This is a genomic window from Paraburkholderia sp. SUR17 (genome assembly GCF_029536165.1).
Lineage (GTDB): Bacteria > Pseudomonadota > Gammaproteobacteria > Burkholderiales > Burkholderiaceae > Paraburkholderia > Paraburkholderia kururiensis.
In genome coordinates this window covers 2,703,781-2,722,767 of sequence record NZ_CP120508.1, presented here as the reverse complement: position 1 = coordinate 2,722,767, position 18,987 = coordinate 2,703,781, and the positions used below count along the sequence as shown (strand labels likewise).

General features: G+C 60.5%; 19 protein-coding genes and 1 tRNA gene. 6 read left to right on the top strand and 14 right to left on the bottom strand.

Translation table 11 applies throughout. The features are described 5' to 3' along the window. Window positions 1–249: 249 nt before the first annotated feature. The 5 genes from murI to P2869_RS11955 all read right to left on the bottom strand — a co-directional run bounded on the left by murI (window position 250) and on the right by P2869_RS11955 (window position 5,215). On the bottom strand, window positions 250–1,134 hold the full coding sequence (gene murI / locus P2869_RS11975) for a glutamate racemase (RefSeq protein WP_277596621.1): 885 nt from the start codon (window positions 1,132–1,134) through the stop codon (window positions 250–252). Between the two features lie 15 nt (window positions 1,135–1,149). Continuing rightward, window positions 1,150–1,629, bottom strand: a complete 480-nt coding sequence (bfr, locus tag P2869_RS11970) for a bacterioferritin (protein ID WP_017776233.1) — start codon at window positions 1,627–1,629, stop codon at window positions 1,150–1,152. A 223-nt stretch (window positions 1,630–1,852) separates the two neighbouring features. After that, complete coding sequence (locus tag P2869_RS11965) at window positions 1,853–3,376, bottom strand: fumarate hydratase (RefSeq protein WP_042299783.1); 1,524 nt, start codon at window positions 3,374–3,376, stop codon at window positions 1,853–1,855. A 76-nt stretch (window positions 3,377–3,452) separates the two neighbouring features. Beyond that, window positions 3,453–4,061, bottom strand: a complete 609-nt coding sequence (locus tag P2869_RS11960; RefSeq protein ID WP_081601877.1) for a TIGR00645 family protein — start codon at window positions 4,059–4,061, stop codon at window positions 3,453–3,455. Window positions 4,062–4,315: 254 nt separating this feature from the next. Then, the gene (locus tag P2869_RS11955; protein ID WP_277596620.1) at window positions 4,316–5,215 is read right to left on the bottom strand and encodes a DMT family transporter; all 900 of its coding nucleotides are present in this window, start codon (window positions 5,213–5,215) and stop codon (window positions 4,316–4,318) included. Window positions 5,216–5,599: 384 nt separating this feature from the next. On the opposite strand from P2869_RS11955, the gene acs reads away from it, so the two are divergent. The 6 genes from acs (at window position 5,600) to P2869_RS11925 (ending at window position 12,475) form a co-directional block, all read left to right on the top strand. Continuing rightward, window positions 5,600–7,582 (top strand): acetate--CoA ligase, encoded by a 1,983-nt coding sequence (acs, locus tag P2869_RS11950; RefSeq protein ID WP_277596619.1) that lies wholly within the window; start codon window positions 5,600–5,602, stop codon window positions 7,580–7,582. 117 nt (window positions 7,583–7,699) lie between these two features. Then, on the top strand, window positions 7,700–8,065 hold the full coding sequence (locus P2869_RS11945; protein WP_033351366.1) for a DUF4212 domain-containing protein: 366 nt from the start codon (window positions 7,700–7,702) through the stop codon (window positions 8,063–8,065). Continuing rightward, window positions 8,062–10,080 (top strand): sodium:solute symporter family protein, encoded by a 2,019-nt coding sequence (locus P2869_RS11940; protein WP_017776239.1) that lies wholly within the window; start codon window positions 8,062–8,064, stop codon window positions 10,078–10,080. The genes P2869_RS11945 and P2869_RS11940 overlap by 4 nt, the downstream gene beginning before the upstream one ends. 59 nt (window positions 10,081–10,139) lie before the next feature. Then, window positions 10,140–10,230: transfer RNA gene (locus P2869_RS11935), tRNA-Ser, on the top strand. A 269-nt stretch (window positions 10,231–10,499) separates the two neighbouring features. Then, entirely contained in the window at window positions 10,500–11,027 is a 528-nt protein-coding gene (locus tag P2869_RS11930) for a DUF4145 domain-containing protein (RefSeq protein ID WP_277596618.1), read from the top strand. A gap of 26 nt (window positions 11,028–11,053) precedes the next feature. After that, a complete protein-coding gene (locus tag P2869_RS11925; protein WP_277596617.1) occupies window positions 11,054–12,475 on the top strand; it encodes a P-loop NTPase fold protein in 1,422 nt (473 codons plus the stop codon). 212 nt (window positions 12,476–12,687) lie between these two features. On the opposite strand, the gene P2869_RS11920 is transcribed toward P2869_RS11925, so the two are convergent. The 9 genes from P2869_RS11920 to P2869_RS11880 all read right to left on the bottom strand — a co-directional run bounded on the left by P2869_RS11920 (window position 12,688) and on the right by P2869_RS11880 (window position 18,910). Then, window positions 12,688–12,879, bottom strand: a complete 192-nt coding sequence (locus P2869_RS11920; RefSeq protein WP_277596616.1) for a hypothetical protein — start codon at window positions 12,877–12,879, stop codon at window positions 12,688–12,690. 2 nt (window positions 12,880–12,881) lie between these two features. Next, window positions 12,882–13,385: a hypothetical protein gene (locus tag P2869_RS11915; protein ID WP_277596615.1), complete on the bottom strand. Its 504-nt coding sequence runs from the start codon at window positions 13,383–13,385 to the stop codon at window positions 12,882–12,884. After that, a complete protein-coding gene (locus tag P2869_RS11910) occupies window positions 13,385–14,335 on the bottom strand; it encodes a hypothetical protein (protein ID WP_277596614.1) in 951 nt (316 codons plus the stop codon). The genes P2869_RS11915 and P2869_RS11910 overlap by 1 nt, the downstream gene beginning before the upstream one ends. Before the next feature lie 72 nt (window positions 14,336–14,407). Next, window positions 14,408–14,812: a hypothetical protein gene (locus P2869_RS11905; protein ID WP_277596613.1), complete on the bottom strand. Its 405-nt coding sequence runs from the start codon at window positions 14,810–14,812 to the stop codon at window positions 14,408–14,410. A 199-nt stretch (window positions 14,813–15,011) separates the two neighbouring features. Continuing rightward, window positions 15,012–15,299, bottom strand: a complete 288-nt coding sequence (locus P2869_RS11900; protein WP_277596612.1) for a hypothetical protein — start codon at window positions 15,297–15,299, stop codon at window positions 15,012–15,014. 456 nt (window positions 15,300–15,755) lie between these two features. Continuing rightward, the gene (locus P2869_RS11895; protein ID WP_277596611.1) at window positions 15,756–17,009 is read right to left on the bottom strand and encodes a virulence-associated E family protein; all 1,254 of its coding nucleotides are present in this window, start codon (window positions 17,007–17,009) and stop codon (window positions 15,756–15,758) included. Next, complete coding sequence (locus tag P2869_RS11890; RefSeq protein WP_277596610.1) at window positions 17,006–17,290, bottom strand: hypothetical protein; 285 nt, start codon at window positions 17,288–17,290, stop codon at window positions 17,006–17,008. Before P2869_RS11890 ends, P2869_RS11895 begins: the two co-directional genes overlap by 4 nt. Window positions 17,291–17,306: 16 nt before the next feature. Then, window positions 17,307–17,513, bottom strand: coding sequence for an AlpA family phage regulatory protein (locus P2869_RS11885; RefSeq protein WP_277596609.1), 207 nt, complete (start codon window positions 17,511–17,513; stop codon window positions 17,307–17,309). A 152-nt stretch (window positions 17,514–17,665) separates the two neighbouring features. Continuing rightward, window positions 17,666–18,910: a site-specific integrase gene (locus P2869_RS11880; protein ID WP_277596608.1), complete on the bottom strand. Its 1,245-nt coding sequence runs from the start codon at window positions 18,908–18,910 to the stop codon at window positions 17,666–17,668. Window positions 18,911–18,987: the final 77 nt, after the last annotated feature.

The window sequence follows — 18,987 nt, the reverse complement described above, 5'->3', positions numbered from 1 at the left end:
CAAGCCCCGGCCCTCTCCCCAGAAGGGATTTTTGTAACAAAACCAGTCACATGCGAGTGGATGGGGCGAGAGTGGGGCGACAGCGGCGTGCTGAGTGGCCTGCTGAGTGAGGCTGCTGAGGCGCCTGTGGGCGTGTCGGTCGACGGGGCGGCGGGGCCTTCTGGCCCCTCGGTGGCCCAACGGCGGCGTGCCTTGCGGGCCGCAGGCGCTGAGCGGGTCGGTTGTGTCTCGTGGGAAGAGCGGCAGCGCTCAGGCCGCTTGCGGCGCCGTCGCGGTTCGTCGCGACGGAATATCGACGCTTTCCACCGGTGCGTCGATTTGTAGCAGCGTGAGTGCCAACTGACGCAGATGGGCCCCGTCGCCCGTCGAGCAGAACCGCGGCGGCAATGGTGCGGCGGCGGATTCGGCCAGCAAATCGTGCTGGGCGAGCACGCGTTCAAGCTGGCGCGCAATGGCCACGCTCGTGTCGATGAGCGTCATGCGTTCGCCCACGATGTCGCGGATGGTGGCATCGAGAAACGGATAGTGCGTACAGCCCAGCACGAGCGTGTCCGCGCCGGCCTCGAGCATCGGCGCGAGGTAGCCTTCGAGCCGCGCCCGCATCTCGGGCGAGCCGACGTCGCAGCGTTCGATGGCTTCCACGAGCCCGTGCCCGGGCTGGCACAGAAAGCGGCAGTCGGCGCCGTGGCGCTGGAGCAGTGCCTGAAAGCGTGCGCTTGCCAGCGTGACCTGGGTCGCGAGCACGCCTACCACGCGCGACTTCGACTGCTGCACGGCAGGCTTGATACCGGGTTCCACGCCGACGAGCGGCACGGAAAGCTTCTCGCGCACCAGTGCGATCGACTCCGCCGTCGCCGTGTTGCAGGCCACCACGAGCGCCTTCGCGCCTTGCGCCACGAGCCACGAGCAGATGGCGAGCGTGCGGTCGGCGATGAAGTCGGCGTCGCGTGCGCCGTAAGGGGCGTAGCGGGAGTCAGCGGCGTAGATGATCGATTCGCCGGGCAGCATCGCGCGCACCGCGCGCAAGACGGAGAGGCCGCCCAGCCCCGAATCGAAGATGCCGACCGGTGCCTGGCGAAGCAGGGACGGGCCGGACGTGACGGCGGGCGCGAGCGCGCCCAGGTTCGGGCTCATATCGGATTCGGCGGATCAGGACTCGGCGGAACCCATGGCGGACTGCTGGTAGTTCTGAATGCCGACCTTGTCGATGAGATCGAGCTGGGTTTCGAGCCAGTCGATGTGTTCTTCGGTGTCGTCGAGAATCTTCACGAAGATTTCGCGCGAGACGAAATCGCGCACCGACTCGCAATACGCGATGGCTTCCTTGCAGGTGGCCTGCGAGCCCTGTTCGAGCTTCAGGTCGCACTCAAGGATTTCCTTCGTTTCCTCGCCCACGAGCAGCTTGTGCAGGTCTTGCAGGTTCGGCAGCCCGTCGAGCATGAAGATACGTTCGATCAGCCAGTCGGCGTGCTTCATCTCGCCGATCGACTCGTCGTACTCGTGCTTGCCGAGTTTCTCGAGGCCCCAATGCTTGTACATCCGTGCATGCAGGAAATACTGATTGATCGCGGTGAGCTCGTTCTTCAACTGCGCATTCAGATATTCGAGGACTTTCTTGTCGCCTTGCATGGTGATGTTCCTTGTGTCTTTTAGGGGCTTCGGCAAGATTGCGGCCGGTGTTTCGACCGAGGTTCTCAACGATAAACGCTGGAACCGCAAAAGCCAAGGCCGGCGGCCTTACTGGCCATTCCCGAACGCACCAGGGCCAGCCGTAACGGCTGGCCCTGGTGCGTTGCAGGCGCTCTTGCGGGCGCCGCGTCCAGCCACGTTCAGACCGGGTTCAAACCATGATTCAGGCCGTGGCGACCGGAATCTTGCCGATCTTCGCCTGCCATTCCTTCGGACCGGTCTGGTGTACCGACGTGCCGGTCGAATCGACGGCCACGGTCACGGGCATGTCCTGCACGTCGAACTCGTAGATCGCTTCCATGCCGAGGTCTTCGAATGCGAGTACCTTCGCGCCGCGAATCGCCTTCGACACGAGGTACGCCGCGCCGCCCACTGCCATCAGGTAAGCTGCCTTGTGCTTACGGATCGCCTCGATGGCCACCGGGCCGCGCTCGGCCTTGCCGATCATCGAGATGAGGCCCGTTTGCGCGAGCATCATTTCCGTGAACTTGTCCATGCGCGTCGCCGTGGTGGGGCCGGCCGGGCCGACCACTTCGTCGCGTACCGGATCGACCGGACCGACGTAATAGATCACGCGGTTCGTGAAGTCCACGGGCAGCTTCTCGCCCTTCGCAAGCATGTCGGCGATGCGCTTGTGCGCGGCGTCGCGGCCCGTGAGCATCTTGCCCGAGAGCAGCAGCGTCTGGCCCGGCTTCCAGCCCGCCACTTCCTCGGGCGTGAGCGTGTTGAGGTCCACGCGCTTGCTCGTTTCCGTGTTCGGCTGCCATTGGACCTTCGGCCAGGCGTCGAGCGAGGGCGGTTCGAGTTTCGCGACGCCGGAGCCGTCGAGCGTGAAGTGCGCGTGACGCGTAGCCGCGCAGTTCGGGATGATGGCGATCGGCTTGGACGCGGCGTGCGTCGGCGCAGCCATGATCTTCACGTCGAGCACGGTAGCGAGGCCGCCCAGGCCCTGAGCGCCGATGCCGAGCGCGTTGACCTTCTCGTGCAGTTCCACGCGCAGTTCCTCGATCCAGTCCTGCGGGCCGCGGGCAATGATCTCCTGAATGTCGATCGGGTCCATCAGCGATTCCTTGGCCATCAGCATCGCCTTCTCTGCGGTGCCGCCGATGCCGATACCGAGCATGCCCGGCGGGCACCAGCCCGCGCCCATCGTCGGCACGGTCTTGAGCACCCAGTCGACGATCGAATCCGACGGGTTGAGCATGGCGAACTTCGACTTGTTTTCCGAGCCGCCGCCCTTGGCCGCCACCTGCACGTCGACCTTGTCGCCCGGCACGATCTCGTAGTGAATCACGGCGGGCGTGTTGTCCTTCGTGTTCTTGCGGGCGCCCTCGGGCGGATTCACGATCGAGGCGCGCAGCACGTTGTCGGGATGCGTGTAACCGCGGCGCACGCCTTCGTTGATCATGTCGGTGACGCTCATGGTGGCGCCGTCCCACCGCACGTCCATGCCCACTTTCACGAACACCGTCACGATGCCCGTGTCCTGGCAGATCGGGCGGTGGCCTTCGGCGCACATGCGGCTGTTGGTGAGGATCTGCGCAATGGCGTCCTTCGCCGCGGGGCTCTGTTCGAGCTCATAGGCGCGGCCGAGCGCCTGAATGTAGTCGAGCGGATGGTAGTAGCTGATGTACTGCAGAGAATCCGCAATGCTCTGGATCAGGTCTTCCTGTTTGATGACGGTCATGACTAGGCTCAGTGGGGACGGGGACAACGTTGTGCCGGCAGGGCACGGCGTTGTTCGCCGTGCCCTGCCGGCGAATTCAGTGTTGTGTATCGATGGCGGCGGGGGCCGCAGCAGCGGGCTGACGCGCCGCGAGTTCGTGAAAGTGCTCGGGATGCGTGCTCGTGGTCAACCGGTCGATCCACGCCATCACGAGCGCCGACACGAGGAACGCGCCGTGGATGATGACCTGCCACATCACCGTGTGCGTGGAGTGCTTGTCGGGATCGATGAACGTCTTGAGCAGATGGATCGACGAGATGCTGATGAGCGCCATGGCGAGCTTCACCTTGAGCACGCCGGCGTTCACGTGGTCGAGCCATTCGGGCTCGTCGGGATGGCCTTCCACGCCGAGCCGCGACACGAAGGTCTCATAGCCGCCGATGATCACCATGACGAGCAGGTTCGAGATCATCACCACGTCGATCAGGCCGAGCACGATCAGCATGATGCTGGTCTCGTCGAGCGACATGGAGGCCGTCACCAGATGCCAGACCTCTTTGAGGAAGAGGACCACGTACACGCCTTGCGCGACGATGAGGCCGAGATAGAGCGGCACCTGCAGCCAGCGGCTCATGAAAATCAGCCTGGGGAGCGGACGCATGGGCCGGCGGGCGCCGGTTAGCGGGTCGGGACGTGCAGCGGACATAGACAGTGACGGTATAGGCAGGTGGCGCTGGCGGGTCGGCAACGGGCCGGTCAATGGGCCAGTCAACGGACCGTTGCGCCGCAATTCGCGGTACGGGCCGGCGGCGCACGTGAAGGGCGCTGCGCGGCGGGCGCGTTATTGTACAGCGTGGCGGACATCGACCGCCGCGGCGCGGGCGACGCGCGCCGTGTTTGCGCGTCATGTCTTGCTGTCGTCGATGCGGCCGCTCAGGTGCCGCGGTCATTCACGACCATTCAAGAGGTCACAGGCGGCACCCGCCTGCTCTTGAGGCTCGCGAGCGCGATGCCCGCCACCACGCAGGCAAGCGCTACACCGTGCGCGAGCGTGGGGCGCTCGCCGAGAAACACGATGCCGTAGGCCGCCGCGGCCACCGGCAATACCGCGCTGAACACGCCGGCCAGACTGCCCGGCACATGCCGGATTCCCTTCATCCACAGCCAGAACGAAAAGATGCTGGCCGACAGCGCGTACCAGAGCGCGAGCGCCCAGATACCGGCCGGCACGGAGGCGAAATGGAACTGTGCGAGCGGCGCGATGCCGAAGGGCAGCATGAGCAACAGACCGAAGAAATGCGTGTAGGCGCAGATGTCGATGGGCGCGAGGGTCTGGGTAAGGCGCCGCGACAGGATCACGTAAAGCGACTCGCAGCACACGGCGCCGAGCACCATCAGGTTGCCGGCCACGGAAGATGCCGCCTCGCCGCCGGCTGCGTCACTGGCATGGGCAAGATTGATGACCACGACGCCCACCACGGCGAGCGCGATGGAAGCGAGTGCGCGGCCGTCGGGCCGCTCGCGCAGGAAGAGCCACGAAAACAGTGCGACGACGGCGGGAATGGTGCTCGTGATCACGCCGGCCGCGACCGCGCTCGTGCGATGCACGCCGTTGAGCATGAGCAGCGTAAACCCGAATGTACCGAACAGCGCCTGAAGGAACAGATTGAACCATTCGCCCCGTTTCACCTGTTTCATCTTCGACAGGCGCAAGAGCGGCCACAGCACGGCCATGGCGATCACGAAACGCAGGAGCGCAAAGAAGGGGACGGGAACAAAGGCGACGATCGATTTGCCGATGCCGACATTGCTGCCCACGAGCAGCATGGCGGCGATGAGAAACAGCGCGTATCGGTTCAAGCTTCAATCCGGTGGGCAGGTCAGTTAGCATTGTAAGAGCCTGCTTACGAGGGCGCATAGCGCGATCTCGCGCGTACCGAAGCGAGGGCGTTCGGCGCGCCGCGGCTCACGCGTAAGTGCTCGGTAAGTTACCGCGCTTATCGTTGCAGGCGGACGGGGCGGTGGCCGCCGCGGTTCTGCCATGGTGCAGCGCCGCATGCGGTGCCGCATGTCGTACCGTTTCGCGGCGCATCGGCCGGTCTGCTTACAGCGGGATCACGGACGCCATGCGCGAGGGTTGGAGACAGATACGGACGGTCCGCCATGAGCGGCGCCGCCAAAGATACGGTGCGCAGCATGCGTACCACAACGGTTTCACGTTTCATCTTCACCAAGGGGTAGTCGATGTCTGCGATTGAATCGGTTCTTCAGGAACGCCGTGTGTTTCCGCCGCCCGCCGCCATGACGGCGAGCGCATCCGTGCCCGGCATGGATGCCTACCTCGCACTCGTAGCGGAAGCGGAGCGCGATTACGAAGGTTTCTGGGCGCGTCTTGCACGCGAGACGCTCACGTGGAAGAAGCCTTTCACGAAGGTACTCGACGAGTCGAATGCGCCGTTCTACACGTGGTTCGAGGACGGCGAACTCAACGCGTCGTACAACAGCCTCGACCGCCACGTCGAAGCGGGCAACGGCGAGCGCGTCGCCGTGATCTTCGAGGCTGACGACGGCACGGTCACCCCGGTCACCTATAGCGATCTGCTTGGGCGCGTGTGTCGCTTCGCCAATGCGCTCAAGAAGCGCGGCATCAAGAAGGGCGACCGCGTGGTGATCTACATGCCGATGTCGATCGAAGGCATCGTCGCCATGCAGGCCTGCGCGCGAATCGGCGCCACGCACTCGGTCGTGTTCGGCGGGTTCTCGTCGAAGTCGCTCAACGAGCGGCTCGTCGACGTGGGCGCCACCGCGCTCGTGACTTCCGACGAGCAGATGCGCGGTGGCAAGGCGCTGCCGCTCAAGAACATTGCCGACGAAGCGCTCGCCATGGGCGGCTGCGAGGCCGTGAAGAGCGTGATCGTCTATCGCCGCACCGGCGGCAAGGTGGCCTGGGACGAAGGCCGCGATCTCTGGATGCACGAGGTCGTCGCCAACGAGTCCGACACCTGCGCGCCCGAATGGGTAGGCGCCGAGCATCCGCTCTTCATCCTCTATACGTCGGGCTCCACGGGCAAGCCGAAGGGCGTGCAGCACAGCACGGGCGGCTTCCTGCTGTGGGCGGCCCAGACCATGAAGTGGACCTTCGACTGGAAGCCCACCGACATTTTCTGGTGCACGGCCGACATCGGCTGGATCACGGGCCACAGCTACATCACGTACGGCCCGCTCGCCATGGGCGGCACGCAGGTCGTGTTCGAAGGCGTGCCGACCTACCCGAACGCCGGCCGCTTCTGGGACATGATCGCCAAGCACAAGGTGAACGTGTTCTACACGGCGCCTACGGCGATCCGTTCGCTCATCAAGGCCGCTGAAGCGGATGCGAAGGTGCATCCGAAAAGCTACGACCTGTCGAGCCTGCGCATTCTCGGCACCGTGGGCGAGCCGATCAATCCGGAAGCCTGGGTCTGGTACCACGAGAACGTGGGCGGCGCGCGCTGCCCGATCGTGGACACGTGGTGGCAAACCGAGACGGGCGGCCACATGATCACGCCGCTGCCGGGCGCAACGCCGCTCGTGCCGGGCTCGTGCACGCTGCCGCTGCCGGGCATCACGGCCGCGATCGTCGACGAAACGGGCCAGGACGTACCGAACGGGCAGGGCGGCATCCTCGTGGTCAAGCGGCCGTGGCCTTCCATGATCCGCACCATCTGGGGCGACCCGGAGCGTTTCAAGAAGAGCTATTACCCCGAGGAACTGGGCGGCAAGCTCTATCTCGCAGGCGACGGCAGCGTGCGGGACAAGGAGACCGGCTACTTCACGATCATGGGCCGCATCGACGACGTGCTGAACGTTTCCGGCCACCGCCTCGGCACCATGGAGATCGAGTCCGCGCTCGTCGCGAACCCGCTCGTGGCGGAAGCAGCTGTGGTGGGCCGTCCCGACGACACGACCGGCGAGGCCGTGGTCGCGTTCGTGGTGTTGAAGCGCGCACGTCCTGAGGGCGAGGAAGCCGTGAAGCTTGCCAACGAACTGCGCGCCTGGGTCGGCAAGGAGATCGGGCCGATCGCCAAGCCTAAGGACATCCGCTTCGGCGAGAACCTGCCCAAGACGCGCTCGGGCAAGATCATGCGACGCCTGCTGCGCTCCCTCGCAAAGGGCGAAGCGATTACGCAGGACGTGTCGACGCTCGAGAACCCGGCGATTCTCGAACAGCTGGGCGAGTCGGCGTGAAGTAACGATCTGAGGCACCAGCCTGATCGACCGGCCTGACGCAAAGAGCAGGCCAAAAAAACGCGCTGCGCGGACAATCCCGATTGCCTGCGCAGCGCGTTTTTGCTACATAGGCGCATGACCGCGCCGCACCTCTCTTCCCGAACCCCGATCAATCCCTTGCCCGAGCCGCCTGTGGTCACGCAGGCCATGGCGCGCGCGCATCGCCGTTACTGGCGCTTCAACGTCGCGCTGATCGCGGTGCTGATGACGATCGGTTTTCTCGTCTCTTTCGTCGTGCCGCTCGTGGCGCCCCGTGTTGCCGATGTGCGTTTTGCGGGCTTCAGCCTGCCGTTCTATCTGGGGGCGCAGGGCGCCATTCTCGTGTACCTGGCGCTCATCGCCATCTACATCGTGTTGATGCAGCGCGCGGACCGCGTGCTGCTGACCACCCTCAACGAAGAGGCCGCTGCGCTGGCCGGTCAACGCCAGCCCAGCGCATGAAGCTCGTCCATCGACTCATCCGTTCCTACGCGCTCTATACGGTCGGCTTTCTCGCCTTCATCTATGCGCTGTGGCGCGTCGAGTTGACGACCGGGCCCGGCATGTGGATCGGCTACGTGTTCCTGTTCGTGCCGATTGCCGTCTATGCCGTGATCGGTCTGCTGTCGCGCACGTCGGACCTCGTCGAGTACTACGTCGCAGGGCGGCGCGTGCCGTCCGTGTTCAACGGCATGGCCACGGCGGCCGACTGGCTGTCGGCGGCGTCGTTTATCGGCCTTGCGGGATCGATCTACGCCACCGGCTACGACGGCCTTGCCTACATGATGGGCTGGACCGGCGGCTACTGCCTCGTGGCCTTTCTGCTGGCGCCCTACGTGCGCAAGCTGGCGCGCTACACGATTCCCGATTTTCTCGGCACGCGCTTTTCCAGCAACCTCGTGCGCGGGCTCGCCGCGGCGGCCGCGATTCTGTGCTCGTTCGTCTATCTCGTCGCGCAGATCCAGGGCGTAGGGCTCATCGCGACGCGCTTCATCGGCGTGGACTTCGCGATCGGCATCTTCTGCGGGCTCGCGGGCATTCTGGTGTGTTCGTTTCTGGGCGGCATGCGCGCGGTGACGTGGACGCAGGTCGCGCAGTACATCATTTTGATCGCTGCGATCCTCATTCCTGTCTCGCTGATTGCCCACAAGGACGGGCTCGGCTGGGTCCCGCAGTTCAACTACGGGCGGCTCATGGCACGTGTGGAAGGCCTCGAGCAGAACGTGCGCGATGCGCGCGGCGAAGAGAGCGTGCGCGAACAGTACCGGCTCGACGCGCAGCAATGGCAGACGAAGCTCGACACGCTGCCGCAGTCGTACGTGAAAGAGCGTGGCCGGATCGTCGATGAACTCAACGACCTGCGCCGCCACAACGGACCGCTGCGGCAGATCGATGCCCGCGAGCGCGCGCTCGCGGCGTTCCCACGCGACGCCGACGCAGCGCGCGTTGTGTGGACCCGCAATCGCGACGACCTGCTCGCGCGGGCCGCGGCCCCTGTGCCGATGCGCGAGCCGTTTCCCGCCGCCACCGACGAAGAGCGCCGCACGCACGAGCGCAATTTCCTCGCGCTGCTGCTGTGCCTGTCGCTCGGCACCGCAAGCCTGCCGCACATTCTCACGCGTTACAACACGACCACATCGGTGGCATCGGCGCGCCGCTCGGTGGGCTGGACGCTCGTGTTTGTTGCGCTTTTCTATCTGACGGTGCCGGTGCTGGCCGTGCTGATCAAGTACGAGATCTTGACCAGTCTTGTCGGTCATCGATTTGCGGATCTGCCGCGCTGGGTGATCGAATGGCATCGCGTGGAGCCGTATCTGATCAGCGTGATCGACGTGAACGGTGACGGCTTCGTGCGATGGAGCGAGATCCATATGCAGCCCGACATGGTGGTGCTCGCGGCGCCCGAGATCGCGGGGTTGCCGTACGTGATGTCGGGACTCATTGCGGCGGGCGCGCTCGCCGCCGCGCTTTCGACCGCGGACGGCCTGCTGCTCACGATTGCGAACGCGCTTTCGCACGATGTCTACTACCACATGGTGGCGCCGCGTGCGTCGAGCCAGCGGCGCGTGACGATATCGAAGATCCTGCTGCTCGGCGTGGCACTGTTCGCGTCGTGGGTGGCCTCGCTCAACACGGGCAACATCCTGTTTCTCGTGGGGGCGGCGTTTTCTCTCGCGGCGTCGAGCCTCTTTCCCGTGCTCGTGCTGGGCGTGTTCTGGAAGCGCACGACACGGCTCGGCGCCGTGGCGGGCATGGTGGCGGGGCTTGCCGTCTGCGTCTACTACATCGTTGCGACCTATCCGTTCTTCACTCAACTGACGGGGTTCGTGGGGGCACGATGGTTCGGCATCGAGCCGATCAGCTCTGGCGTATTCGGCGTGCCGGCCGGCTTCCTCGTGGCCATCGCAGTGAGCCTGCTAGACCGCAAACCGGACGCTTACACGGTGGCGCTGGTGGACTACATCCGGCATCCGTGAAGGGCGCGCGACGCCCTTTGTGCCGGGCGCCAGGACTCTGCTATAATTCGCCTCCCGCCGGAGAGATGGATGAGCGGTTTAAGTCGCACGCCTGGAAAGCGTGTATAGGTTAATAGCCTATCGGGGGTTCGAATCCCCCTCTCTCCGCCAGGAAGCATTCTAAGCCCGTGATTTCACGGGCTTTTTTGTTTTCGTCCAGTTCGTACCCATACTTTTACCCATACACAACCACTGTCGTGTGAGGCCGTATGAGTCGCATCAATTGGCAGTGTCCTCATTGCGAACGTCACGTTTCGCTTGGCGACAGCGACCGAACAGCAGGGCGGCATACGCTCAAAATCGAGAACGCGGACGGTCGATTGTCACTGCTTACAACGTTCTATGTTTGTCCGAACGCCGAATGCAGGCGGCCTACACTCATGGCCGTGCTTCAGGAAACGCAAGAGTTAATGTTCGAGCGCAGTGTGCACGAAAGAGTGCTTAAAACACGGTGCGAGTGGCGCTTAGTTCCTTTTGGCTCCGCTAAAACCTACCCAGACTACATCCCAGTTTCGTTGAGAAACGATTACACAGAGGCGTGTCACATCGCTGATCTCAGTCCGAAAGCGGCCGCGACCCTTTGTCGCCGATGCTTGCAGGGGATGATTCGAGACTTCTGGGGAATAGACACCAAGAGTCGAAGACTCTGGGATGAAATTAAGGCCATTAAGGACAAGGTAGATATCGGAACCTGGGAAGCGATTGTTGCTCTGAAGGATATCGGTAACATTGGCGCTCACATGGAAATGGACGTTGAGATGATCGTCGATGTTGAGCCAGAAGAAGCGCGACTTCTCATAGAGCTGATTGAATCGCTTTTCGAGGACTGGTATATCAGCCGAGAGCGTCGAAATAATCGAAATAGGGCGTTAAAGGCTGCGGCCGAAGCGAAGAAATCGACTGAATAATCTTTCGATTGAAATTAGATAATTGTATGAATGATGAAAATAGCCCAGAGGAAAGCCCGTTCGCCAGCGATTTGTTGAATCGCAAACCAGCAGCGGAATTTCTTACTAAGTATCTGATTGGTCGCCACAGCGTTTCCAAATCCGTCCCCGAAAACGCAAGCTTCGTTCTCAACTTAAACGCTGAATGGGGTCTCGGTAAAACGTATTTCCTAACGGAGTGGGCCAAGATTTTACGCGCCAATGGGCATCTGGTCGTTTATTTTGATGCATGGGCGAACGATTATGCATCGAACCCGTTCGTCGGTTTTATGCTTGAAATTCAAAATCAACTTAACGAAGGACTGTCTGCAGACAAACGCATAAAAGCTAGTGCCCGCAAAATGTTAAAAAAGGGCAAAAATGTCATTCAAGCACTCGCGCCATCACTTGCTGTTTCGATGGTGAAACATTACACTGGCTTTGATGCTGAGAAAATTAACGATGCTTTAAAAGAATCAGCAATAGATGTTGCGTCTAGTGTCAAGCGCGATTTGTTCAAAGAGAGCGAAGACATACGCGCCGCGACAAAGGCATTTCGTGCTGCACTTAGCGACGTTGCGAAGGCGGTCGAGGAAAGCGAAGGGACTGCGCTACCGGTCTTTTTGCTGATTGACGAATTGGATAGATGTAGGCCAACTTATGCAATCGAATTGCTGGAGAACGTAAAGCATATTTTCCGCGTGCGCGATGTATACACAGTAATCGCCACCGATTCGGTGCAGCTGTCGCACTCAATTCGAGCAATCTACGGTGCGGGTTTCGATTCGGAGCGATATTTGCGTAGATTTTTCGACCACGAATCGAGACTCGAAACGCCAGATTTCGAGCGAATTTCTGAATTCATGTTGTCGGGTCGCGGTCTAGGTTTAGGTGCTTTCGATAATCCATTTTCTCAGCTCTTGGGATCATCGGCCAATGCAACGGTGTTATCGTTGCTCGCAAAAGCACTTAAAATTACTGTTCGCGATTTTCAGCGAGTGATTGATATCATCGATTCGATACGCCTGACTTATCCAAAAAAGCTCGAAATAGTATTGATGGGTTTTGTTACCATGCTATTTGTTGGGCACAGAGCAGCATATGATGTATATCGAAGAGATCATAACAATCAATCGGTACAAAAGGCTTTGAGTGGAAACGTAGATCATTCTATAAGAATTCCGATTTTGCACTCGATGGGTCCGCATGGGCAAGCCGTCAATCATGTCACTACCGGCGAGAAATCGATAATTGAATTTTGTATCGCTTACCTCGCTGCTGTGTGGGACGACAGTAATCAGTTGGTAGCTAATGGCTCCAATGTTACGCTTTTGCAGATGGAACGAAGTTTCAAATTCAAGCCGGAAGTGGTTTCAAGTTTGCGTGAGTACGCTGGGCTTGTCGCAGTGGCCGGGTCGTTCAGCGCATAGTTCTTGTGTGACAGCGTGCTTGCAAGTGGATGCTGTGGAAGTCGCCCCGATACTTCCGGCGTCGGGGCCAGCGCGAATGACTCGCTAGGCGGCGCGACTGTGCTTGGCAGCTTTGCGTCTGGCTCGCTCTCGCATCGCGCGAAGCACTGGATCACGCCGAACAGGCTTGGGCTGGTATGATCCGCGCATCAAATACGCCACTCGTGGGGCTTTCATGACCCTGCCGTTACTTCGAGTCCACGGCGAAGAAGGCCGGCGGTTGCCTGACTGAGCGACAGGCGCACGCCCGTTTGTTCCTGAACACGCTTGCGATGTTGCTCGATACTCGCGAGCAACTCATCATCGAAGGTGACGCCAATCTGACGGCGCCTGACGGCCGTAGCTTCAAAGGTGTTGGGCTGCATGTTTAAAAGTCCCTGTAGGTTTTAATGGGGTAGCTGCGCACACCGTCCGTGAGCCAGCGCCTTTTGGGCCTCCCCGGTGCTTCGGTCATCGCTCGAATGGCTGCGGTGCAACCGGCATCGATGTGTCGGACCACCCGATTTATCTGCACGTCGTCAAGATCGGGCCAGGCGCGTTCGATGCGCGTCACGATGTCTTCACCGCCTTCGCCGCCCACCATCACCGAACCGACGGCCGGGATCGTGACTACTACGCGCGGGAAGCCATCGCCATCGGGGGAACGCATCTGATAGCTCGCGGCTGCCAGCGCATCTTCGATATGGCGGGGCAGCGCGTTACCGGCTTTCTTCTTCACGCGAGTGACAGGCTTGATACCCTTCGCGCTGCATGTCCGGCACTGGTAAACACGGCGGTCGCGCTTGTCGTCGCTGTCGTCATCGCTTGCGGGAGTGACGCGGCTCGTAAGAGAGTTGCAATTGCCACAACGGCCAATAACGCTCAGTCGCATCAAGCCTCCACCGTCCAGAAGCGCGAGGTATCAGGCAGGAGCGGTTGAAGCGCCGCCCACGCCGTGAAAGCCACCGAGCCGTCGATGTTCACGCGCTCTGCGATCACTTCCACATCGCTGCGAATCATGATGGCCGCTCGTGCGAATGAGCCCACGAGGGTGGCCGCCATGTCTGGGGTCAGTTCGGCAGCGATGCCGGCGGCACGCAACTCGCCGTCCTGCCCAACGGCCGCGCCTGTCGCATTCGTGCCTACCAGCGCGCGCAGTTCGCGAAATCGGACGGCAGACGCAGCAGCGGCAGACAGAGAGAACGGGGCGGGGGCCGCTGCAACGATTTGGCCCAGCAACACCGTATCGGTGGTCCGTGCCAAGCCCTGCGTCATCACGTGCATGATGGCGTCTTCGAAATTTGGATAATTCTTCATCGTCGGGCGGCTGAACTCGAACCGCAGCCCGTAGCTCGCGGTATTGGTCTGTGGGCCGCCGTCCGCATCGACATGGATAGCGGCACGCTTGATCGGCAGTGGCGTAACTGTCACTTGCTGCCCATCTGCGACGAGAGAGAACGGCGCGGCCTCGTAAGTCTCGAAGTAGGCCGGTCTGCGCTCCAGCACCACATCGCCCAACTCGCCAACGGAGACCGCCTTCGTCGGGTCGGCGTAGATAATCACTTCCGCCCCCGCTTGCGCCACGAGCGATTGCTTGATGATGCCGGCCCCGATCGTCGTCACTTCCACTGCTGGCCTGCCGACCGGAGGGCGTTTCAGGTGCATGCCGTTCTCGGCTTCGATACGCGGCAGCAAATCGCCGTTTAGATCGATGATGCTGCGCACCACAGGTTTGCCGGGTATCACGACGCGCACGTTGTCGTAGTGGTCGTAAAGAGCCGTGTTGCTCTGTGCGCGGCGCGCGCCTTCGAAGAGTGCAATAAGAGGATTAGGTTTCGTCATAGCTCGTTTAAACGAAGTGATAAGCACTACAAATCAAACCGAATGCGTGTTGATTATGCGAAGACATGTATTTCAGTTACACGTGTGGGTTTTTGCCTGCTCGTCGCAGAAGGCCAACGCTTCGTCCAACGCCATGTTGAAGTCCCGGCGCGTATAGCCGTTGCGTTCGAAAACCGCGAGAAAGGCGCGAACATCGTCCGCTTCCAGGTCGTCGCCAACCGTGTCAAGCCAGCCGAGTACCACGGCCGCTGTCGCGGGGAGCACTCGGCGCCGGCTGCCCGCAATCTGCTGTCCGACGGCTAGGTTGAGGAGCCAAACGCAGTCGAAGCGATTGCCAGTAAGGCGCGGCAACATGTCGTTGTCGGCATACAGGTGCAGCACGGGCTCGGGGATACCAAACAGCTTGGCAATCCTTTCGGCGGTGCAGGCGTAGGCTGGAAATCCCTCAGCAAAGCCACGAGCTATTTCGTGTTTCATCGGTTCAAGTCCTTTTCTGACTGCTATCTCACGACGTAGACTACTTCCGAAAAGCGTGTTTCACTTTTCGATTCAGGTGTTTACCTTCTAAAACATAGTCGTAGTCTGCGTTTTAAAAAACCTCTCAGATTTTTTTCTTCGCGGTGCCTTGTACCCCGCAGGCACTCCCCCTCAGGAAGGACCCAAGTTATCAATGGGGCTATGCGCTGCGATGACCGCCCGTCTTTCCGCTGCGGACACTCATCCTGCGTTCCGAATCGATTTCCGGAATGCCGTCATAGCCGGTGACGCCGCGCACACGTGCCCCATACGAGCTATCAGACCAATCGCTCAATTGCTGTTTGAATGCCTCGGCTGCAATGGCACATCCGCATACCATCCAGGCAGACACATCACCGCGCGGAACTTCCCGCAACATTTGCACGTATCGCTTGCCCAACAAGTCGCGGGCTGCAAGGTTCTTCGCTGTTTGATCCGTCGTTTTCATTGAGTTCCTTAATGGTTACTGGGTGAGACGAATCGTAATTGGCGTACTTATCTGTGAATAGTCTTTACCTAAGTAAACACGCATTCCGTAAATGCGTGTTTGTTAAGAGAAATTTCGAGGTTTGTTTACATAGGAAAACACTCAAATATTTTTGGATGTTGTGCGCGAACAACAAGGCGCGATGACTTAGAGGTAACTGGTAACCAGGGGGTGGAAACCGCTGAAACCCTTATCCAGAAAGGATTTTGGACAGGCGGTTACCGAGTTACCAGTTACCACCGCAATTTCTATACTTTCCCCTACAGCTCCATATCTGTTCTTTTTGCTGATAGGTGGTAACGGTGGTAACCCGGTAACCAGCCTTACCTCATAAGGGGTTCAGCGGTTACCACATGGGCGATGGAGGTAACCTGGTTCGGTAACCGGACACAAAAAAACCGCCGCAGCGGTTTTGGGTCAGAAGGGGGAGTCCGGCTCGGATTCATCCTTGATCCATCGCTTTACGGCTTTGCCCCCGCGTTTCACCGTTTTGCGCTCGTAGCCGAGCGACTTGAGGACTCGGCCGGCGCGCGCCTGCTCGGCCTTACCTTGCTTTGCCAAGTCAACGCCGACAACGTGCAAAACGTCTGGGATGGAAACTTCAGTGCGGCCCAGGCAGTAATCCGCAATCGACGCTTCCCACGCATCATCTTCGCGGCGCGCGTCCGTGTGCTCTCGGTGCGCCTGCTCGGGGATTTCCCACCATGTTGCGTTGCTCTGGTACTGCTCCACGGCTTCCGCGAATATTTGCTCGCGGTTCTGCCGCAGCCAATCCAGGTTCACGTTACCGACCAGCGCGGGCCAGAATCGGCGGGCGCCGGTGGCGTCGCGCAGGTAGTCGCTTTCATTCGTCGTGCCGGCGAACACGGTGCGCCTGGGTGCGTCGATGGAGTGCTTTCCATACGGCGGCCGGAATCGGTCAACCTGCGAACTCAACACCTGCTTGATCCGTGTAACGTCAGACTTCCGGAAGGCGTCCAGCTCGGCAATTTCCACGAGCCACTTTCCCTGGATCGACACGAAAAAGTCTTTGCTGTCGAGTGAATCGGTCAGCTCCGCGTAGAACTTGCCGCCCAGCACCGAAAGCAACGTCGATTTGCCTTTACCCTGGCTGCCTTCAAACACGGGCATGGTGTCCACCTTGCAACCCGGCGCAAGGCCGCGCGCTACCATCGAAATGATGAAATTTCGGGCGATGGCCGTGTGGTATTCGTCTTGCGGCACGCCGGCAGCATTGGCCAGCCAGGCATCCAGGCGGAGCGTCTCGTCCCAGCGCAGGGACTTCAGCCAATCGCTTAGCTCGTCGCGCTGATTCTTCATCGCGATAACCATCACTGCCTGTTCGACCAGTTCGGGCGTGAAGCGGAACAGCCCCATTTCGCCCTGCAATACGTCAGCAATGGCGATGCGATCCACATCGGCCCAGCGGCGCGGCTCGCCGCCGTCCCAGGTCGTGAAGATTTCCTGATGGAAAGTGTCGAGCCAGAAGCGCCCCGCGAATCGTGGATGCTTTTCAAGCACTTCACGCGCGTTCGCCACTGTGCCCATTGCCTCACCGCGTCCGTTCGGCTGGACGCTTACGCCAAGCGCTGCGAGTCCATGAATTGCGACCATCGGATTGGTGGCAATGCCGCCCATGCTGTTCACGCTCGTGGCGCGCGGGTCGGTCATGCGCGCTCCCGTTTCGGCTTCCAGCCGAGTTGGGCCAGGATATTGCGAGCCTCGTCCACGAACGGCGACGCGTAGCGTGCCGCCTTCGCAAGGCCAAGAAACTTGTCCCCAATCTGGTTAGGGGAGTAGCCTTTCGCGTACTCGCGCCGGAAGAAGTCGAAAACCTTTGTCCGTGCATCATCGCGCAGTGAGGCGATCACCGCACGCCGCTGGGTTTGTAGTCCCGCCAGCCGCGCCTTAAAATCTTCAACCGTTCGCCGTTCTTCTTTAGGGAGTGCCATGTATCGGTGCTCCCTTTTATTGGCCACGTGCGGCTGCGATACGTTGATTAAGCCAGTCGTTCACCTCTTGCTCAACCCACCCGGCGTAACGCGGCGAGATGCGAACCGACGCAGGGAATTCCCCTCGTCGGATCATCTGGTAGATGAACGGCTTCGACAGGCCGGTGCGCTCCAGCACGGTTGCGATGCGAATGATCTTGGTCGGCTGTTGTTGTGTTTGCATGGTCGTTATCCACGGTGTAGTTACTGTATGCACTGGATTTTGAAGACCGATGCACACCGATTCCACGTGGGGGTTTTTCGACCAGCTTTTGGGGCGTTCGCCGCTGATTGTTACGACAATGAAGCGCGTTTAAACGTGCTGGCGCGAGCACATCACGCTTGACGCTGTAGTGGAGCAATGGTTCCGGCTTCGCGCTTCCTCGAACAGTATGTAGCCCAAGCGTCCATCATTCTGCCGCGCTTGGTCAGCAGATCGCCGCGCTGATAGGCGGCTTCCACCTCACTGCGGACTGCGTGGGCGAGTGCCTTTTCGGCCAACTCGCGCGGAAAGTTGGTGCATTCGGCGGCCCAATCACGGAATGTTGAACGGAACCCGTGCACGGTCAGGTCGGCGCGCCCCATACGCTTCAGGACGGCAAGCAGGCTCATGTTCGAAAGGCCGCTACCATCACGCATACCTGGGAACACGAAATTACCGTGGCGAGCTAACTCCATCTCCTTCAGGATCGTAACCGCGCGCTTGCTTAAGGGTACGCGGTGTTCCTTTTTCATCTTCATGCGCTCGGCAGGAATTGTCCACAGCTTCGCGTCTAGGTCGATTTCCGTCCACTGTGCGCCGATAATTTCCGACGTACGCGACGCGTTGAGAATACCGAATTCCAGCGCACGGGAGGCGACCCCATCCATAGCGCGCAGGCTTTCCATGAAACCGCCGATTTCAGAATAGGGAAGGGCGGCGTGGTGTTCTTCTTTCTGAACCGCGCTCGGCTTCGCTAACAGGGTATCTAGGTGTCCCTTCCAGCGGGCGGGGTTCTCGCCGCTGCGTAGGCCGCGCGTAGTTGCCCATGCAAGGACCTTCTCTAGGCGGCCCCGGACACGTGACGCTGTTTCGTTCTTCGTCGTCCAGATCGGCTCAAGCACGCGCATGACGTCGTGAGTATCAACCAGGGAGATGTCTTTCTTGCCGATGAACGGGTTGGCATACGTCGTCAGTGTGTTGGTCCACTGGCCCACATGCTTGTCGTTCTTCCAGCCATGCTTGTGTGCTTCAATGTAAGCCGCTGCACAGTCGGTGAAAGTCATTTTCGATGCGATCTTTGCGCGCTCGGACTGCCGCATTGCCAATGGGTCTTCCCCATTTGCGATGGCGCGACGTATGCCATCGGCCTTCTCGCGTGCCGCTTCGAGCGAGACACTCAAATACGAGCCCAGACCGATATCTGTATGCTTTCGCTTGCCGTTCGTCGTGAGAACGCCGCTTCTGGAATATCGGAATATCCATGACTTCGTGCCGGTCTTGCTCACTTGTAGGTACAGGCCGCCACCGTCCGCATAGTAGCCTTGCGCCTTTTCCTGCCGGACCTTTACAGCTGATAGCCTCTTGATTGGTCGAGACATATTCTCCGCCTGAGCTTTCTACCCATACATATACCCATACATGAGGTGTGGATGGTAGCATACTCAAGCAAACCTAA

What these genes read in the sequence shown, in the direction of transcription:
- P2869_RS11965 (WP_042299783.1), bottom strand. Translation starts at nt 3,376, where the DNA reads ATGACCGTCATCAAACAGGAAGACCTGATCCAGAGCATTGCGGATTCT.
- bfr (WP_017776233.1), bottom strand. Translation starts at nt 1,629, where the DNA reads ATGCAAGGCGACAAGAAAGTCCTCGAATATCTGAATGCGCAGTTGAAG.
- acs (WP_277596619.1), top strand. Translation starts at nt 5,600, where the DNA reads ATGTCTGCGATTGAATCGGTTCTTCAGGAACGCCGTGTGTTTCCGCCG.
- P2869_RS11930 (WP_277596618.1), top strand. Translation starts at nt 10,500, where the DNA reads ATGGCCGTGCTTCAGGAAACGCAAGAGTTAATGTTCGAGCGCAGTGTG.
- P2869_RS11895 (WP_277596611.1), bottom strand. Translation starts at nt 17,009, where the DNA reads ATGACCGACCCGCGCGCCACGAGCGTGAACAGCATGGGCGGCATTGCC.
- P2869_RS11920 (WP_277596616.1), bottom strand. Translation starts at nt 12,879, where the DNA reads ATGCAGCCCAACACCTTTGAAGCTACGGCCGTCAGGCGCCGTCAGATT.
- P2869_RS11885 (WP_277596609.1), bottom strand. Translation starts at nt 17,513, where the DNA reads ATGCAAACACAACAACAGCCGACCAAGATCATTCGCATCGCAACCGTG.
- P2869_RS11880 (WP_277596608.1), bottom strand. Translation starts at nt 18,910, where the DNA reads ATGTCTCGACCAATCAAGAGGCTATCAGCTGTAAAGGTCCGGCAGGAA.
- P2869_RS11905 (WP_277596613.1), bottom strand. Translation starts at nt 14,812, where the DNA reads ATGAAACACGAAATAGCTCGTGGCTTTGCTGAGGGATTTCCAGCCTAC.
- murI (WP_277596621.1), bottom strand. Translation starts at nt 1,134, where the DNA reads ATGAGCCCGAACCTGGGCGCGCTCGCGCCCGCCGTCACGTCCGGCCCG.
- P2869_RS11925 (WP_277596617.1), top strand. Translation starts at nt 11,054, where the DNA reads ATGAATGATGAAAATAGCCCAGAGGAAAGCCCGTTCGCCAGCGATTTG.
- P2869_RS11890 (WP_277596610.1), bottom strand. Translation starts at nt 17,290, where the DNA reads ATGGCACTCCCTAAAGAAGAACGGCGAACGGTTGAAGATTTTAAGGCG.
- P2869_RS11940 (WP_017776239.1), top strand. Translation starts at nt 8,062, where the DNA reads ATGAAGCTCGTCCATCGACTCATCCGTTCCTACGCGCTCTATACGGTC.
- P2869_RS11945 (WP_033351366.1), top strand. Translation starts at nt 7,700, where the DNA reads ATGACCGCGCCGCACCTCTCTTCCCGAACCCCGATCAATCCCTTGCCC.
- P2869_RS11900 (WP_277596612.1), bottom strand. Translation starts at nt 15,299, where the DNA reads ATGAAAACGACGGATCAAACAGCGAAGAACCTTGCAGCCCGCGACTTG.
- P2869_RS11915 (WP_277596615.1), bottom strand. Translation starts at nt 13,385, where the DNA reads ATGCGACTGAGCGTTATTGGCCGTTGTGGCAATTGCAACTCTCTTACG.
- P2869_RS11910 (WP_277596614.1), bottom strand. Translation starts at nt 14,335, where the DNA reads ATGACGAAACCTAATCCTCTTATTGCACTCTTCGAAGGCGCGCGCCGC.
- P2869_RS11960 (WP_081601877.1), bottom strand. Translation starts at nt 4,061, where the DNA reads ATGTCCGCTGCACGTCCCGACCCGCTAACCGGCGCCCGCCGGCCCATG.